The sequence below is a fragment of the Pseudomonas sp. B611 genome, assembly GCF_055407965.1.
Map to the genome: position 1 here is coordinate 142824 of NZ_JBUZST010000013.1, position 15747 is coordinate 158570.

At 61.7% G+C, this 15747-nt stretch carries 14 protein-coding genes; 5 read left to right on the forward strand and 9 right to left on the reverse strand.

Going from position 1 to position 15747, the window contains the following annotated elements:
• Nucleotides 1-83 precede the first annotated feature (83 nt).
• Together ACZRMO_RS23000 and ACZRMO_RS23005 are read left to right on the forward strand one after the other, a co-directional pair.
• Complete coding sequence (locus ACZRMO_RS23000) at nt 84-401, forward strand: hypothetical protein (RefSeq protein ID WP_124526347.1); 318 nt, start codon at nt 84-86, stop codon at nt 399-401.
• Between the two features lie 97 nt (nt 402-498).
• Nucleotides 499-1257, forward strand: coding sequence for a YdcF family protein (locus ACZRMO_RS23005; protein ID WP_463974281.1), 759 nt, complete (start codon nt 499-501; stop codon nt 1255-1257).
• A gap of 146 nt (nt 1258-1403) precedes the next feature.
• Here the strand turns inward: ACZRMO_RS23005 and lnt are convergent, their stop codons facing one another.
• The 5 genes from lnt to miaB all read right to left on the reverse strand — a co-directional run bounded on the left by lnt (nt 1404) and on the right by miaB (nt 7102).
• Nucleotides 1404-2927 carry an apolipoprotein N-acyltransferase gene (gene lnt, locus ACZRMO_RS23010; protein WP_463974287.1) on the reverse strand — a complete coding sequence of 508 codons (1524 nt, stop codon included), beginning with the start codon at nt 2925-2927 and terminating at the stop codon, nt 1404-1406.
• Nucleotides 2928-3200: 273 nt separating this feature from the next.
• Nucleotides 3201-4040 (reverse strand): HlyC/CorC family transporter, encoded by an 840-nt coding sequence (locus ACZRMO_RS23015; RefSeq protein WP_017735641.1) that lies wholly within the window; start codon nt 4038-4040, stop codon nt 3201-3203.
• A 40-nt stretch (nt 4041-4080) separates the two neighbouring features.
• Nucleotides 4081-4539 (reverse strand): rRNA maturation RNase YbeY, encoded by a 459-nt coding sequence (gene ybeY, locus ACZRMO_RS23020; protein ID WP_017735642.1) that lies wholly within the window; start codon nt 4537-4539, stop codon nt 4081-4083.
• The gene (locus ACZRMO_RS23025) at nt 4532-5536 is read right to left on the reverse strand and encodes a PhoH family protein (RefSeq protein ID WP_463974282.1); all 1005 of its coding nucleotides are present in this window, start codon (nt 5534-5536) and stop codon (nt 4532-4534) included. Before ACZRMO_RS23025 ends, ybeY begins: the two co-directional genes overlap by 8 nt.
• Before the next feature lie 237 nt (nt 5537-5773).
• Nucleotides 5774-7102 carry a tRNA (N6-isopentenyl adenosine(37)-C2)-methylthiotransferase MiaB gene (miaB, locus tag ACZRMO_RS23030; RefSeq protein WP_124527846.1) on the reverse strand — a complete coding sequence of 443 codons (1329 nt, stop codon included), beginning with the start codon at nt 7100-7102 and terminating at the stop codon, nt 5774-5776.
• A gap of 131 nt (nt 7103-7233) precedes the next feature.
• Here miaB and ACZRMO_RS23035 point away from each other — a divergent pair, with 131 nt between their 5' ends.
• The gene (locus tag ACZRMO_RS23035; protein WP_017735645.1) at nt 7234-7560 is read left to right on the forward strand and encodes a DUF1820 family protein; all 327 of its coding nucleotides are present in this window, start codon (nt 7234-7236) and stop codon (nt 7558-7560) included.
• Between the two features lie 145 nt (nt 7561-7705).
• On the opposite strand, the gene ACZRMO_RS23040 is transcribed toward ACZRMO_RS23035, so the two are convergent.
• The 4 genes from ACZRMO_RS23040 to ACZRMO_RS23055 all read right to left on the reverse strand — a co-directional run bounded on the left by ACZRMO_RS23040 (nt 7706) and on the right by ACZRMO_RS23055 (nt 11226).
• Nucleotides 7706-8260 (reverse strand): tetratricopeptide repeat protein, encoded by a 555-nt coding sequence (locus ACZRMO_RS23040; RefSeq protein ID WP_101273142.1) that lies wholly within the window; start codon nt 8258-8260, stop codon nt 7706-7708.
• 225 nt (nt 8261-8485) lie between these two features.
• Nucleotides 8486-9769 (reverse strand): glutamate-1-semialdehyde 2,1-aminomutase, encoded by a 1284-nt coding sequence (hemL, locus tag ACZRMO_RS23045; protein WP_016973898.1) that lies wholly within the window; start codon nt 9767-9769, stop codon nt 8486-8488.
• Between the two features lie 17 nt (nt 9770-9786).
• Complete coding sequence (thiE, locus tag ACZRMO_RS23050; protein WP_207043178.1) at nt 9787-10410, reverse strand: thiamine phosphate synthase; 624 nt, start codon at nt 10408-10410, stop codon at nt 9787-9789.
• 18 nt (nt 10411-10428) lie between these two features.
• Nucleotides 10429-11226, reverse strand: a complete 798-nt coding sequence (locus ACZRMO_RS23055) for a hydroxymethylpyrimidine/phosphomethylpyrimidine kinase (protein ID WP_463974283.1) — start codon at nt 11224-11226, stop codon at nt 10429-10431.
• A 276-nt stretch (nt 11227-11502) separates the two neighbouring features.
• Here ACZRMO_RS23055 and ACZRMO_RS23060 point away from each other — a divergent pair, with 276 nt between their 5' ends.
• Both ACZRMO_RS23060 and ACZRMO_RS23065 read left to right on the forward strand, forming a co-directional pair.
• A complete protein-coding gene (locus ACZRMO_RS23060; protein ID WP_463974284.1) occupies nt 11503-13875 on the forward strand; it encodes a hybrid sensor histidine kinase/response regulator in 2373 nt (790 codons plus the stop codon).
• A 90-nt stretch (nt 13876-13965) separates the two neighbouring features.
• On the forward strand, nt 13966-15618 hold the full coding sequence (locus ACZRMO_RS23065; protein ID WP_463974285.1) for an acyl-CoA dehydrogenase family protein: 1653 nt from the start codon (nt 13966-13968) through the stop codon (nt 15616-15618).
• Nucleotides 15619-15747: the final 129 nt, after the last annotated feature.

The following is a 15747-nucleotide window of genomic DNA, read 5'->3' on the forward strand; positions in this document are numbered from 1 at the left end:
TCTGTCGCGGCACCAGGCAGGTGCAGCCACGGGGGCTACGCTGTTTATTGGGGAGCAAGACTTTTCTTCAATGAGGTGAGGGGATGGCTGAATCGCAGCGAACTTTAACGAAACCGCAGTTGTACGAGGGACTGATCGACCGTTTGGGTCGTGCATTGGATGCAGCAAAAACAGCAGGCCGCTTGTGTGATGAGTTGCCTGAGGAGCTGGAGTTGCGTGGCTTGAGCCAGGCAGAGCTTGAACTGATCAAGGTTTTCCTGGAGTCCAATCACCACCGCGCATCGTATGAACAGGCCTCCCCGCCTGCTCAGGATTCCTTGCGCTCGGCCAAGGTGGTTTGGCTGAAAGACTTGCCTGCCGCTCGCGGCCCGGAAAAGCTACGGGTCGTACGGTGCAAGTGATGCACAGCGTTATCTGTAAACCTTCTCAAATTGTGCTGGTAAAGATTGTCGCTAAATCCCGTTGCATCTAGGCTTCGGGCATCTTTGGAGATGCCCGATGCCTTTTCGTTATTTCATCAAACAATTGTTGTTGCCGCCCGGTATTTTCTTGCTGCTGTTGGCGCTTGCCTGGTGGTTTCGTCGTAGCCGTCCGCGGCTGGCGGGATGTTGTTTTGCGCTGGGGCTGGGCGGAATGTGGCTGATCAGCCTGCCGGTGATGGTGGAGTGGGGCGCTCACGCTCTGGAGACAGAGCCGCCGTTGGCGCGGGAAGAGTGGACGACCCTGGCGCAACGCGCCGACGCCATTGTGGTGCTGGGTTCGGGGCGCGAGCGCGGCGATCCGGCGTGGGGCACCGACCAACCCACCGGCGTCGGGCTTGAGCGCGAGCGTTATGCGGCGCGTCTGGCCAAGGCGTCGGGGTTGCCGGTGTTGACCAGCGGAGGGTTGCACTACGGCACGCCGCCCAGCGAGGCCGAGTTGATGGCCGTGTCGATGAGGGATGACTTCGGTGTCACGGTGCGCTGGAAGGAAGAACGCAGCCGTACTACTTGGGAAAACGCCCAGATGAGTGCCGAAATTCTGCTGCCCGAAGGCATCAAGCGCGTGGTGGTGGTTACCCAGGCCTGGCACATGCCGCGTTCGGTGTGGAGCTTTGAGCAGGCCGGCTTCACCGTGGTGCCAGGGCCGGTCGGTTTCCTCGGCGTGGACAACGCCCGGCCGTTGGGCGGCTGGATGCCGGAGTTCAAGTCGATCTGGCAGAGCGGGCAGTTGATCAATGAGGCGGTGGGGCAGGTGGGTTACCGGCTTTTTTACTGATAACCCGCAACACAGTGGATCAACTGTGGGAGCTGGCTTGCCTGCGATGCAGGCACCTCGGTGTATCAGTTGTACTGAGGTGATGCCATCGCAGGCAAGCCAGCTCCCACATAAGCCAGTTCACACATGGGTTCTGTGTTCGGCGGTCAGACGGTTTTTGCCATTCGCCCGGCCAACAGCGCCCAGCCAAACAGCAGCACACACACAATAATCAACGGCCACGACCGCCATTGCAGGTACGGCGTAAGGTTGTGCATCGGCACCACTTCACCATAAAGAATCCCGCGCTCAAACTGCGGGATCTGCGCCGTGATCTGCCCGTACGGGTTGATCAGGCCGGTCACGCCGTTGTTGGTGGCGCGGATCATCCAGCGGCCGGCCTCCAGTGCACGCATCTGCGCCATTTGCAGGTGCTGCAAGGGGCCGATGGAGGTGCCGAACCAGGTGTCGTTGCTGATGGTCAGCAACAAGTCGCTGCGGGCGGAAAGGCCGGCGGCGAACTCCGGGTACACCACTTCGTAGCAAATGAACGGTGCAATCTGATAGCCCTTGGCCTGCAACATCGGCTGGTCTGCCGGGCCGCGGGCGAAGTCCGACATCGGCAGGTCGAAGAAGGCAATCAGCCCGCGCAGCATGTCCTGCAGTGGCACGTACTCGCCAAACGGCACCAGTTTCTGCTTGAGGTAAGTACCTTCGCCTTCGCCGACCACGGTGATGCCGTTGAAGTAACGCTTCTGGTGATGCACTTCCTGGCGGATCGGTACGCCGGTGATCAGCGCGCTGTGCCGGTCGGCGGCGAACTTGCCCATCATCCCCAGGTAGCCTTCAACCGACTCCTTGAGTACCGGCACGGCGGTTTCCGGCCAGATCAGCAGGTCCACCGGCTTGGAGGCGAAGCTCATGTCGCGGTACAGGGCGAGCTGCGCATTGAGCTGCTCGGGGTCCCACTTCATGCTTTGTGCGACGTTGCCCTGGATCGCGGCGACCGTCAGCGGTGCGCCGGACGGCGTGGTCCAGGCGTGATGCTTGAGTGCCAGGCCGATAGCCCAAGGCGCCACCAGCAACACCAGGCCCGCGCCGATAAAGGCGTTGCGCTTGCTCGCCAACAGGCGCGGCAGGTTGCACAGCAGCGCGGCGGTCAGCGCCAGGGCGAAAGAAATCAGCCACATCCCACCCAATGGCGCGAGGCCCGTCAGCGGGCCGTCGAGTTGGCTGTAACCGGAGTAAAGCCATGGGAAACCGGTGAGGAACCAGCCGCGAAACGCTTCCTGGCCGACCCACAAGGCCGCAAAAGTCAGCGCATCGGCCAGCGGCGCTTCATTGCGGCGCAGCCAGCGTGCCCACAGCCAGGCAGGCAGGGCGAAGAACAGGGCGATGGCAGCGGTAAACGCCAGCATCAGCAAGCCCGCCAGCAGCACCGAAGCGCCGCCGAAGTGGTGGATGCTGTAGTAGATCCAGCTGGTGCCAGCGCCAAACAGGCCGAAACCGAAGCACCAGCCACGGCCCAGGGCCTGGCGTGGGCTCAGTTCCCGCAGGCCGATATAGAACAATCCGACGGCGATCAGCGCAAACGGCCACAGATCGAACGGCGCCAGCGCCAGGGTGGTGATGGCGCCGGCCACCACGGCCAGCAAATTACCGGGCCAGCCGGGTGCGATCAGACGGCGCATGTAGGGGTGGGTCATCAGCTATTTCCTGTGTCGCGCCGGGCCTGCTGCGGCACAGGGCAAGGCGCGAGGAGTGTGGTTTGGTTTTTCCAAATGAACGACGAGTAACGCAGCCCTGTGCCGCAGCAGGCCCGGCCCTTCGGGTTGCCCCTGAGAGCGGGCCATGCTGCGTTGCAGGCCTTGAAAAGGGAATGCCATTCCCTGCGGCCTGCGCCTTGCCTGGCCCGCTCTCAGGGGCAACGCGACACAGGAAATAGCTGATGACCCACCCCTTCCTTAACGGGCAATGGGGGTCAAGCGGATCAAGTGGATACGACGGCTGTCCGCGTTGAGGATGCGGAAGCGGTACGCGCCGATCTCGGTGGTTTCGTTACGTTTTGGCAGGTGGCCAAACGCATTCATCACCAGGCCGCCCACGGTGTCGAATTCATCGTCGGAGAATTCGCTGTCGAAGAACTCGTTGAAGTTCTCGATCGGCGTCAGCGCCTTGATCAGGAAGTCACCGCTGGGCAGCGGCTTGATGTAGCTGTCTTCTTCGACGTCGTGCTCGTCTTCGATGTCGCCGACGATCTGTTCCAGCACGTCTTCAATCGTGACCAAGCCAGCAACACCGCCGTATTCGTCGATCACAATGGCCATGTGATTGTGGTTGGCGCGGAACTCACGCAGCAGCACATTCAGGCGCTTGGATTCGGGCACGAAGGTGGCCGGGCGCAGCAGGTCCTTGATGTTGAAGTTGTCGCCGTTCTCCTTGAGGATCAGCGGCAGCAGGTCCTTGGCCAGCAGGACGCCCATGACGTCGTCGTGGCTTTCACCGATCACCGGGTAGCGCGAGTGCGCCGAGTCGATCACGGCCGGGAGGAATTCCCGTGGGGTCTGGGTGGCCTTGATGCTGATCATCTGCGAGCGCGGGACCATGATGTCGCGTACTTGCAGGTCAGCGACCTGGATGGCGCCCTCGACGATGGCCAGCGCTTCGCTGTCCAGCAATTTGTTCTGGTGGGCCTCGCGCAGCAGCTCCAGCAGCTCCTGGCGGTTTTTCGGCTCGTGGGCAAAAGCCTGGGTCAGTTTACCCAGCCATGACTTCTGCCCGTTGCTCGATCGGTCTTCGCTCATAGCGATTACTCTAAATCCTTTGTTGTTTCAGTTGAGTGTCTTAGTTTTCGTCATCTGCGTACGGGTCTGGATGACCCAATTCAGCAAGCAACGTTTGTTCCAGTGTTTCCATTTCCTCGGCTTCGTCATCGTCTATATGGTCGTAACCCAAGAGATGCAAGCAGCCGTGGATGACCAGATGTGCCCAATGGGCTTCCAGTGCCTTGCCTTGTTCCTTGGCCTCGCGCTCGACGACCTCGACGCAGATCACCAGGTCACCCAGCAGTGGGATATCCAGTAACTCATCGGGCACGTCGGCGGGGAAGGACAGCACGTTGGTCGCGTAATCCTTCTGGCGCCAGGTGTGGTTCAGTTCGCGGCCTTCGGGCTCGTCCACCAGGCGGATGGTCAGCTCCGAGTCGGCGGTGCGCTGGCGCAGGGCCAGGGCGCACCATTGGCGGAACTGCTCTTCACTGGGGGCGGGCGCTTCGGTGGCCAGTTGCAGGTCTAGCTCAAGCATCGCGGCGAGCGTCCTTGGACAAACCATCGTCACGGTGTTCGAAGCGCTCGTAGGCCTCGACGATGCGCTGCACCAGCGGGTGGCGCACCACGTCCTTGGGCGAGAAGTGCGTGAAACTGATGCCCGGCACGTCCTTGAGCACTTCAATCACATGGCTCAAGCCCGACTTGGTGCCCTTGGGCAGGTCAACCTGGGTAATGTCGCCGGTGATAATCGCTGTGGAGCCAAACCCGATGCGGGTCAGGAACATCTTCATCTGCTCGACCGTGGTGTTCTGGCTTTCGTCGAGGATGATGAAACTGTTGCTCAAGGTGCGGCCGCGCATGTAGGCCAGCGGGGCGATCTCGATGACTTGGCGTTCGATCAGCTTGGCCACGTATTCAAAGCCAAGCATCTCGTAAAGCGCGTCGTAGAGCGGGCGCAGGTACGGGTCGATTTTCTGTGCGAGGTCGCCGGGCAGGAAACCGAGCTTTTCGCCCGCTTCGACCGCCGGGCGCACCAGCAGGATGCGGCGCACTTGCTCGCGCTCAAGGGCATCCACGGCGCAGGCCACGGCCAGGTAGGTCTTGCCGGTACCGGCGGGGCCGATGCCGAAATTGATGTCGTTACCGAGGATTGCCTTGACGTACTTCTGCTGATTCAGGCCTTTTGGGCGAATCATGCCTTTCTTGGTCCGCAGGGCCACGCTGGCTTCGGCTACTGGGTTGTTGGCCAAGTCTTCCACAGCCGATTCCTGCAAATACAGGTGCACGGTTTCTGGCGACAGCTCGCTACCCTTGGTTTCGCGGTAGAGGCGGCGCAGCAGGTTTTCTGCGGATTTAGTGGACTGGGTTTCACCCACGAGCTCGAACTGATTGCCGCGATTGCGGATCTCGATGCCCAGGCGCTGTTCGATCAGGCGCAGGTGCTCGTCGAACTGTCCGCACAGGTTGGCGAAACGGCGAGCCTCAAACGGCTCGAGGAGAAAACGATGGGGTTCTACGATGGGTGCGTTCAAGGTCGCTTTTAGCCGCCCTTTGGCTGTTGAGGTGAAATAGAGAATAACGCCAGTGGCCGGTGTGCGAAAGCACTTAAATGGGCTGGCTTCACTCTCCAGACCAATGAAGAACCCCTGTGGGAGCTGGCTTGCCTGCGATAGGGCCGGCACATCCAAAATAGATGCTGCCTGTTGAACCGCTATCGCAGGCAAGCCAGCTCCCACATTTGGTCTTCATTTGTCTTCAGGTTTTTGCGATCAGTTGATCAACGAGCCCCGCAACGAGTGCGGTTGCGCCGCGTCGATGTGCACGTCGGCAAATTGGCCGATCAGGGTCGGATTATCGCAACGGAAGTTGACGATTCGGTTGTTCTCGGTGCGCCCTTGCAGCTCGCCCGGATCCTTCTTCGAATAGTCGGTGACCAGGATGCGCTGGATCGAGCCAACCATTTGTCGGCTGATCTCGAACCCTTGCTGATTCAAGCGGTGTTGCAGTGCGTTCAAGCGCTCTTTTTTCAGTTCTTCCGGGGTCTCGTCCACTAGGTCGGCGGCCGGTGTGCCGGGGCGCTGGCTGTAGACGAACGAGTAGGAAAAGTCGAAGCCGACGTCTTCGATCAGCTTCATGGTCTGCTGGAAGTCTTTCTCGGTTTCGCCCGGGAAACCGACGATAAAGTCCGAACTGATGCAGATACCCGGCACCGCCGCGCGCAATTTGCGCAGTTTGGATTTGTACTCCAGGGCGGTGTGGTTGCGCTTCATCGCCGACAGGATGCGGTCCGAGCCCGATTGCACCGGCAAGTGCAGGTGTTTGACCAGTTCCGGCACGTCGGCGTGGGCCTGGATCAGGCTGTCGGAGAATTCCAGTGGGTGCGAGGTGGTGTAGCGGATGCGCTCGATGCCTTCGACGGCGGCGACCACGCGGATCAGCTCTGCCAGGTCGGCCAGGCGGCCGTCATGGGTCAGGCCGCGATAGCCGTTGACGTTCTGGCCCAGCAGGGTCACTTCACGCACGCCGTTTTCGGCGAGGTGGATGATTTCCGACAGCACATCATCAAACGGCCGGCTGACTTCTTCGCCGCGGGTGTAGGGCACCACGCAGAAGGTGCAGTACTTGCTGCAACCTTCCATCACCGACACGTAGGCGCTCGGCCCGTCGATGCGTGGTTCGGGCAAATGGTCGAACTTTTCTATTTCAGGAAATGACACATCAACCTGCGGCAGCTTGGTGATGCGCGCAGCGTCGATCATTTCCGGCAGGCGGTGCAGGGTCTGCGGGCCGAAGACCACGTCGACATAGGGTGCGCGGTCGCGAATCGCGGCGCCTTCCTGGCTGGCCACGCAACCGCCGACGGCGATCACCATCTCCGGGTTGGCCAGTTTCAATTCACGCCAGCGGCCCAGCTGCGAATACACACGGTCCTGGGCCCGCTCGCGGATCGAGCAGGTATTGAGCAGGATCACGTCGGCATCTTCGGCGCGGGCGGTGACTTCCAGGGCCTGATGTTCGCCCAGCAGATCGACCATGCGCGAGCTGTCGTACTCGTTCATCTGGCAACCGTGGGTTTCGATGTAAAGCTTCTTGGCCATGGGGATCGTCAACTGGTGGTAAAGAACCGCGCATTATAGGGGGCATGCCCATTGGTTCCTAGCGTTGTGCATCGGGTGCCATGCTATAGTTCGCGCCCTCTTTTATATCCCCGATGTGTTGCTCGCCCACCATGACCAAACGTGAAGCTCCAATCTATAAGGTGATTTTCCTCAACCAGGGCCAGGTGTTCGAAATGTACGCCAAGCAGATCTATCAGAGCGATCTGTGGGGTTTCCTGGAGGTGGAGGAGTTCGTCTTTGGCGAGCGCACCCAGTTGGTCGTCGATCCGGGCGAAGAGAAGCTCAAGGCTCAGTTCGAGGGCGTGGTACGCAGTTTTGTGCCGATGCATTCGATTGTGCGCATCGATGAAGTCGAGCGCCTGGGCACGCCGAAGATCAGCGAGGCGCGGGGGATGGGCAATGTGATGCCGTTTCCGATGCCGATGCCTGAGAAGTAGGGCGTTTGTGGCGAGGGAGCTTGCTCCCGCTGGGGCGCGAAGCGGCCCCAATGCCATTTAGCGGCATGTCAGATAACTATCAGTGAATGGTTTTGGGGCCGCTTCGCAGCCCAGCGGGAGCAAGCTCCCTCGCCACAGGGGTTGGTCAGGGCAAGGGTGAAAACGGCGAACGCCCATCCGCACTCTGCAATTCCTGCAGATAATTGCGAAAGATCTGCCCCAGCACCTGAGTCGCCACTTCCAACTCATCACGCTGCATGTGTTCGGCCACTTCGTCGGCCGTATCCAGCGCATCCTCGGCACCGTTGACCGCCGCCATTTTCAACACGATATACGCTTGGACGTTGTTGGCCGGCACGCCTTCGCCCTTGAAGAACATGGTGCCCAGTTCGAATTGCGCCTGAGCATGGCCCTGCAACGAGGCTTTCTCGAAGTAGCTCAAGGCTTTGTTGAGGTCGCGGGCGGGGTTCTTGCTGTCGTGGAAGTACTCACCCAACTCGTATTGCGCCTGCGCATCCCCGCCGTCGGCCTGTTTCTGGCACGCGCTCAAGGCTTCGGCCTGGCTGTCTGGCTGGGTATTGAGGGTGCAACGACCCATCGCTGGGATTAACAACGAGTTGCCGCCTGCTTGTGCATGTGCCAGCAGCGGCTGAAGGAGCAACAGGCAGCCCAGAACCAGGGTGCGGCCGGTGCGTTTCATGGGAATCGACTTACCTCTGACGGGGCACGCGGACCCTCGCGGGATCCAATAAGCGCGCATTATGAAATAAGCAGGCCTCTGCTTACAAAGTCTTTACTCGTTTTTCTGCTGGTTGGGCAAGTTATCTGCCGGATTGCAGGTGATTTCTCGAAAAAACCAGGAAATGTCTGTAAGCAAAGTAGCAAATCTGACGCCGCCGCGGGCAGCGTCAGAATGTGCATGGGCTTATTTCAAGGCAGCGAACGCGCGCTCGGCGGCATCCAGGGTCAATTTCAGCTCGGCTTCGCCATGGGCGATCGAAGTGAAGCCCGCTTCAAAGGCGCTCGGCGCCAGGTACACGCCGCCTTCCAGCATCAGATGGAAGAAGCGTTTGAACAGGTCGGCATCGCTGCCCATCACGTCATCAAAGGTGACGATATCGTCGGCACCGCTGAAGTACAGGCCGAACATGCCGCCCGCTTGCGTGGTGACAAACGGGATACCGGCGGCGTCGGCGCGCTGTTGCAGGCCGTCGAGCAGGCGCGTGGTGTAGTCGGTCAGTTCGGCATGGAAACCCGGGCGGCTGATCAGGCGCAGGGTGGTCAGGCCAGCGGCCATGGCCAGTGGGTTACCGGACAAGGTGCCTGCCTGGTACACCGGACCCAGCGGCGCGATGTGCTGCATGATTTCGCGTTTGCCGCCAAAGCAGCCGACGGGCATGCCGCCACCGATGATCTTGCCGAAGGTGCTCAGGTCCGGCGTCACGCCGTAGTGCGCCTGCGCGCCGCCGAGGGCCACACGGAAACCGGTCATTACTTCGTCGAAGATCAGCACCACGCCGTGCTTGTCGCACTGCTCGCGCAGGCCTTCGAGGAAACCCGGCGCCGGCGGTACGCAGTTCATGTTGCCGGCCACTGGCTCGACGATGATGCAGGCCACGTCCTGGCCCACTTCATTGAGCATCTGCTCGACGGCGGCGATGTCGTTGAACGGCAGGGTCAGGGTGTGTTTAGCGAATGCAGCCGGTACACCGGCCGAGCTCGGCACGCCTTGGGTCAGCAGGCCGGAACCGGCTTTCACCAACAGGCTGTCGGAGTGGCCGTGGTAGCAGCCTTCGAACTTGATGATGCTGTCGCGGCCGGTGAAACCACGGGCCAGGCGGATCGCGCTCATGGTGGCTTCGGTGCCGGAGCTGACCATGCGCACCATTTCCATCGACGGCACGATCGAGCAGACCAGGTCGGCCATCTCGGTTTCCATGGCCGTCGGTGCGCCATAGGACAAGCCGTGTTCCAGCTGCTTGCGTACTGCGTCCAGCACGTCCGGGTGGCTGTGGCCGAGGATCATCGGGCCCCACGAGCCAACGTAATCCACATAACGCTTGTCATCTTCGTCAGTGACGTAGGCGCCTTCGGCATGCTTGAAGAACAACGGCGTACCGCCCACGCTCTTGAACGCACGCACGGGGGAGTTCACACCGCCGGGGATGTGTTTCTGGGCATTGGCAAACAGCGTTTCGGAACGGGACATGATGGGGCTCTCTGAAATCAAATCTTAAGAAGGGCGTTGAAGGCGCGGGCGCGGCGCGTGACTTCCTGGGTGCTGTCGGCACCGAACAGACCGTGGACCACCGCCAGCAAATCGGCCCCGTGGGCCACCAGCGGCGCGGCGTTTTCCAGGGTGATGCCGCCGATCACGCAGATCGGCACCTGCAGGCGCGCGCGGGCCTGGGCCAGCATCTCGACGGTGGCCGCCGGGGCGCCGGGTTTGGTGCTGGAATTGAAGAAGCGACCGAAGGCGACGTAACTGGCGCCCTCGTTCGCAGCCTGTTCGGCCAGTTCAATCTGGCTGTGGCAGGTGCTGCCGATGATCGCCTTGGGGCCAAGCAACGCACGGGCGGGCGTCAGCGGGCCGTCGGTCTGGCCCAGGTGCACGCCGACGCCGAGGCGCGCGGCCAGTTCGGCATCGTCGTTGATAATCAGCTGGGTCTTGTAGCGTGAGCACAGCTCCCGCAGCTTTTCCGCTTCGCGCAGGCGCCGGGCTTCGTCGCTGCTTTTGTCGCGGTACTGCAACAGGGTCACCCCACCGTCCAACGCCGCTTCGACGTAGGCGAGGAATTTGCCGGCCAACAGTTGGCTGTCGGTAATGGCGTAAAGGCCACGTAGTTTCATCGGGCAAGCCCCTTGGTCTTACGAGCAGAAATCCAGCGGCAACCGGCGCGGTACAAACTGGCCCTGGCCGAGTTGTTCGGCGTCACGCAGGGTGCGCCAAGTGTAGTTGAGGGCCGATTGCACGGCGCTGACCAGGCCTTCGCCCTGGGCGATTCGCCCCGCCAGTGCACTGGCCAGCGTGCAGCCCGAACCGTGATAACTGCCCGGCAGGCGCTGGCAGGTGAAGGTCTGCTGCGTGCCGTCGCGGCTATATAGGCGGTTGTGCACTTCATGCTCGTCGCCATGCCCGCCGGTAATCAGCAGGTGCCTGATATACGGCAGCAGCTTCGCGGCGCATTCGTCTGCGGTGCCGTCAGGCAGCTCGGCGAGGATGCGCGCTTCGGGCAGGTTTGGCGTGGCAATCAGCGACAGTGGGAACAAACGTTCACGCATGGCAAAGCCGACTTCATCCTTGCCCAGGCTGCCACCGCCACCGGCGCGCAGCACCGGGTCGCACACCACCGGCAGGTGCGGGTGCGCCTGCAGCAGTTCGACCACGGTCTCGACCATGGCGGTGGAACCGAGCATGCCCAGCTTGACCGCCGCGACTTCGGAGTCGCCCAGTACGGCATTGGCCTGAGCCAGCACCCACTCGCGGTCGAGCACGCGGAAATCGCTGACATTGACGGTGTTCTGCACGGTCAGGGCGGTGACGGCCGGAGCCGCATGGCAACCCTGGGCGAGCAGGGCTTCGATATCTGCCTGCAGGCCGGCGCCACCACTGGGGTCATGGCCGGAGAGACAGAGGACAACGGGGCGAGAGCTGTAGATATTCATGGTGCGCGAGCTTACCACCAAACGCTTTTTGCGTGGCTGTCTGACGATGGTTGAATTTTGCCCCGCGTGTGGCACTTTTTTGGCGCTCGCCATACACGGAAAAACGCTCTGAAAGTACTGTCCTAGAGCCTTCGTAAAATTTATTTACATGGCCTCTAGTGGCCTTTAGCAGCTATGCTAGAGTGGATCCAAATTACTAACAGTATCGCCGGTATACGTCTTCTCAAAAGGAATGGGGGCTTTTTGACATAACCGGACAGGCCACGCTGGGGCTCTATGCGCTATTTTTTGATCTTACTGTTGTGCGGGTTGCCGCTGCTCGCCAACGCCATCGGGTTTAACCAGGACACGCGAAGCCTGCCCCTGGGCCGAGTGATGCAAGTGCTCGAAGACCCCACCGACGCCCTCACCATCGCCGAAGTCAGCTCCCCCGCTTACGCCGCCCAGTTCAAGACCCACGACAAAGCCACCCTCAATGCCGGTTATTCGCGTTCGGTGTTCTGGCTCAAGATCGACCTGCATTACCAGGCCAAGGATCCCCGCGCGCCACGCACCTGGTTCCTGGAGTTGGCCTACCCGCCGCTCAATCACCTGGACCTGTACCAGAGCGACAGCACCGGCGCTTACCGCCTGAGCACCCGTACCGGCAGTGCGCTGCCGTTTTCCAGCCGGGAAGTGCGCCAGAGCAACTACCTGTTCAAGCTCAATTTCGTGCCCGACCAGCAGGAAACCATCTACCTGCGCCTGCAAAGCCAAGGTTCGATCCAGGCACCGCTGACCCTCTGGGCCGGCACCGCCTACCTGGAAGAACAGCCGCTGCGCCTCTACGTGTTGGGCGCGATCTACGGCGTCTTGCTGGGCATGTTGATCTACAACCTGTTCATCTACCTGAGCGTGCGCGACACCAGTTACCTCTATTACATCCTCTATATTGCCTCGTTCGGTTTGTACCAACTGTCGGTCAACGGCGTGGCCGTGGAGTATTTCTGGCCGAACAGTCCGAGGTGGACGAATGCCGCGGTGCCGTTCCTGATCGGCTCGGCGGCGCTGTTCGGCAGCCTGTTCGCGCGCAGCTTCCTGCATACCGCGCAGCACAGCCGTTGGATCGACCGCATCTTGCTGGCGCTGGCCGCCTGCGGTGCGTTGGTGATGGCGCTGGCGCTGCTGACCAGCTACGCCATGGCCCTGCGCCTGGCGACCGGCCTGGCGCTGGTGTTCACCGTGACCATCTTTATTGCCGCGATCAAAGCCTGGCTGTGCGGCCAGCGCATGGCGCGGTATTTCATCATTGCCTGGTCGGCCTTCCTGCTCGGTGGGGTGGTCAATACCATGATGGTATTGGGCTACCTGCCCAACGTCTTCCTCACCATGTACGCCAGCCAGATCGGCTCGGCCATCGAGGTGGCACTGCTGTCCCTGGCCCTGGCGGATCGCATCAACGGTATGCGTGAGCAGCAGGCGCAAATCCTGTTCGACGCCAGCCAGAAACTCGAAGTGCTCAACCAGCAGCTGGCTCGCAGCAACCGGCTCAAGGACGAATTTCTCGCCACCTTGACCCACGAGCTGCGCACGCCGATGAACGGCGTGATCGGCTCCCTTGAACTGATGCAAACCGTCCCCCTGGACGCTGACCTCGCGCAGTACCAGCAGACCGCCGCCGGCTCGGCACGGGACATGATGCGCATGGTCAATGGCATCCTCACCCTCACCGAGCTGCAAGCCGGCCGGCTCACCGCCCAACCGCAGGTGTTCAGCCTGCGTGGCGTGCTCGATACCTTGCGCCAGCAATTCAGCGCCAGCGCGCAAAGCAAGGGCCTGGCGTTTTCCATCGATGTGGCGGATGAACTACCGGACCGGGTGACCGGCGATGCAGACAAGCTGACCCAGTGCCTGGATTGCCTGCTGGATAACGCCTTCAAGTTCACCCACCAAGGCGCAGTGCGCGTGCGCGTGGTCGGTGTGCCCGATGGCGCGGGGGCGTTGCGCTTGAGTTTTATCGTCACCGACAGTGGCATCGGCTTTGCCTTTCTTGACGAGGCCACGCTGTACCAGCGCTTCTTCCAGCTCGACGGTTCGACCACCCGTGAATACGGCGGCCTGGGCATTGGCCTGGCGATCTGCCGGCAACTGATCGAGTTGTTGGGTGGGCGCCTGACCCATCATTCCGAACCGCGCAAGGGCAGTCGCTTCCAGTTGGAAGTCGAGGTTAAGCCACTGCCGTCCGCGCCGAACGCCGCCGGGCCTGGCCCGCAGCGCGCGCCGCAGGACTGCGCGGTGCTGTTGGTGGATGACAACAGCGTCGGGCAGTTGGCGGTGCGCGGCATGCTGCTCAAGCTCGGTTACCGGGTCAAAACCGTGGACAGCGGCCCTGCGGCGCTGGCGGCCTTGCAGGGGGAGACTTTCGAGGCGGTATTGCTGGACGTGCCGGAAGGCGGCTTTTCGTTGTGTTGTCAGATCCGTGCCTTGCCCGGCTGCGGTGAGCTGCCGGTCATCGCCCTGAGTTCATCGCTGAACACATCAGACCGTGAGCGCTGCCATGGCATCGGGATCACCGAACGGCTGGCCAAACCCGTGCGTTTCGAGGCGTTGCAAGCGGTGCTGGAGCGCTGTGTGTTGTGCCAGGTCGAGGGCGAAAGCGCCGGACATTAGGCGCCTATGCCACTTTTTTAAGCGCAGTGCCGGTGCTTAACTGAAATTCAGGCCACCAATGACCGTGGCCTTTTTTCCAGGAGGCCCGTCATGAACCTGCATCAGTTCGCCGAAACCCACGACGTCACCAACCAGCCGCCGTCCCTGGACGGCACCAACCTGTACCGCATCGACGCGCCCTTGCAAGAGTGGTCGCGACGCTTTGGCGCCGGCTGGGCCGAGGCACGCCTGGATGCCTACGGAGCGCTGGCCGGTGGCCCGCTGATGGCGGCCGGGTTCCTGGCGAATCAGAACAAACCGCAGTTCAGCAGCCATGACCGTTATGGCCATCGCATCGACCTGGTGGAGTTCCACCCGGCCTACCACGAGCTGATGCGCACGGCCGTCGAGCACGGCCTGCCATCGCTGCCATGGGCGCATCCGCAGGCGGGCGCCCACGTGGCCCGCGCCGGCTTGACCTACCTGCACAGCCAGGCCGAAGCCGGCACCGGTTGCCCGTTGACCATGACCTTCGCCTGTGTGCCGGCCCTGCGGCTGCAACCCGACTTGGCGGACATCTGGCTGCCGAAAATCCTCAACACCGAATACGACCCACGCAACGTCGGCATCGCCCATAAAGCCGGGGCCACCATCGGCATGGCCATGACCGAGAAGCAGGGCGGCACCGACGTGCGCGCCAACACCACCCGTGCCTATCCGGTGGGTGCCGGCGGCCCCGGGCAGGCGTATGAGCTGGTAGGGCACAAATGGTTCTGCTCGGCACCGATGTGCGATGCCTTCCTGACCCTGGCCCAGACCGACAAGGGCCTCACCTGTTTTCTGCTGCCCCGGCACCGCCCGGATGACACGCGTAACGAGTTCTATATCCAGCGCCTGAAAAACAAACTCGGCAACTGCTCCAATGCCTCCAGCGAAGTGGAGTTCCGTGGCGCCCTGGCGTGGATGATCGGCGAAGAAGGCCGGGGCGTACCGACCATCATCGAAATGGTCGCCATGACCCGCTTCGATTGCATGGTCGGCTCCAGCGCCCTGATGCGCCAGGCACTCACCCAGGCCAGCCATCATTGCGCCCATCGGACGGTGGGCGGTCGTGTACTCAGCGAGCAACCGTTGATGCAAAACGTCCTCGCCGACCTGGCGCTGGAAAGCGAAGCGGCGCTGGCGCTGAGCATGCGCATGGGCCGTGCGCTGGATCACCTTGGGGATGAACAGGAAGCCAAGTTCGCCCGGCTGGTGACGGCGGTGGGCAAGTACTGGATCTGCAAGCGCGCGCCGGCAATGATCAACGAAGCCGCCGAGTGCATGGGCGGTGCGGGGTATGTCGAAGACAGCATCCTGCCGCGCTTGTACCGTGAGGCACCGGTGAATTCGACGTGGGAAGGTTCCGGCAATGTGCAGTGCCTGGATGTGCTGCGCGCGCTGTCGAAAGAGCCGGGGGTGTTGGAGGCGTTGTTTGTCGAGCTGGGGGATGGGCACGGTGACAAGCAGTTGGCGCGGCATATCGAACAGTTGAAGTCGGCGTTTATGGACACTCAGGACATCCAGTATCGCGCGCGGCAACTCACCGAGGATATCGCCGTGGCGTTGCAGGCCAAGCTGTTGCTGGAGGCGGGCAATGGGGCGGTCAGTGATGGGTTTATCGCCAGCCGCCTCGGCGAATCGTCCGGCCGGGTGTACGGCACGTTGCCGCGTGGGGTGGATGTGGAAACCATCGTCACGAGGTCCACCCCCCAACCTCTCTGAATAAACACGATCAAAATGTGGGAGCGGGCTTGAACTGGTCAAGTAATCTTGGACACCGATTAAGGTTCATGCCGCCAACCTTTCCTTCGCGACCGGCGACCGGTAGTCGTTGTAGCTGTGAGGCCTGCT

What these genes read in the sequence shown, in the direction of transcription:
- hemL (WP_016973898.1), bottom strand. Translation starts at nt 9,769, where the DNA reads ATGTCCCGTTCCGAAACGCTGTTTGCCAATGCCCAGAAACACATCCCC.
- ACZRMO_RS23005 (WP_463974281.1), top strand. Translation starts at nt 499, where the DNA reads ATGCCTTTTCGTTATTTCATCAAACAATTGTTGTTGCCGCCCGGTATT.
- lnt (WP_463974287.1), bottom strand. Translation starts at nt 2,927, where the DNA reads ATGCGCCGTCTGATCGCACCCGGCTGGCCCGGTAATTTGCTGGCCGTG.
- ybeY (WP_017735642.1), bottom strand. Translation starts at nt 4,539, where the DNA reads ATGCTTGAGCTAGACCTGCAACTGGCCACCGAAGCGCCCGCCCCCAGT.
- ACZRMO_RS23000 (WP_124526347.1), top strand. Translation starts at nt 84, where the DNA reads ATGGCTGAATCGCAGCGAACTTTAACGAAACCGCAGTTGTACGAGGGA.
- miaB (WP_124527846.1), bottom strand. Translation starts at nt 7,102, where the DNA reads ATGGCCAAGAAGCTTTACATCGAAACCCACGGTTGCCAGATGAACGAG.
- ACZRMO_RS23060 (WP_463974284.1), top strand. Translation starts at nt 11,503, where the DNA reads ATGCGCTATTTTTTGATCTTACTGTTGTGCGGGTTGCCGCTGCTCGCC.
- ACZRMO_RS23055 (WP_463974283.1), bottom strand. Translation starts at nt 11,226, where the DNA reads ATGAATATCTACAGCTCTCGCCCCGTTGTCCTCTGTCTCTCCGGCCAT.
- thiE (WP_207043178.1), bottom strand. Translation starts at nt 10,410, where the DNA reads ATGAAACTACGTGGCCTTTACGCCATTACCGACAGCCAACTGTTGGCC.
- ACZRMO_RS23040 (WP_101273142.1), bottom strand. Translation starts at nt 8,260, where the DNA reads ATGAAACGCACCGGCCGCACCCTGGTTCTGGGCTGCCTGTTGCTCCTT.
- ACZRMO_RS23015 (WP_017735641.1), bottom strand. Translation starts at nt 4,040, where the DNA reads ATGAGCGAAGACCGATCGAGCAACGGGCAGAAGTCATGGCTGGGTAAA.
- ACZRMO_RS23035 (WP_017735645.1), top strand. Translation starts at nt 7,234, where the DNA reads ATGACCAAACGTGAAGCTCCAATCTATAAGGTGATTTTCCTCAACCAG.
- ACZRMO_RS23065 (WP_463974285.1), top strand. Translation starts at nt 13,966, where the DNA reads ATGAACCTGCATCAGTTCGCCGAAACCCACGACGTCACCAACCAGCCG.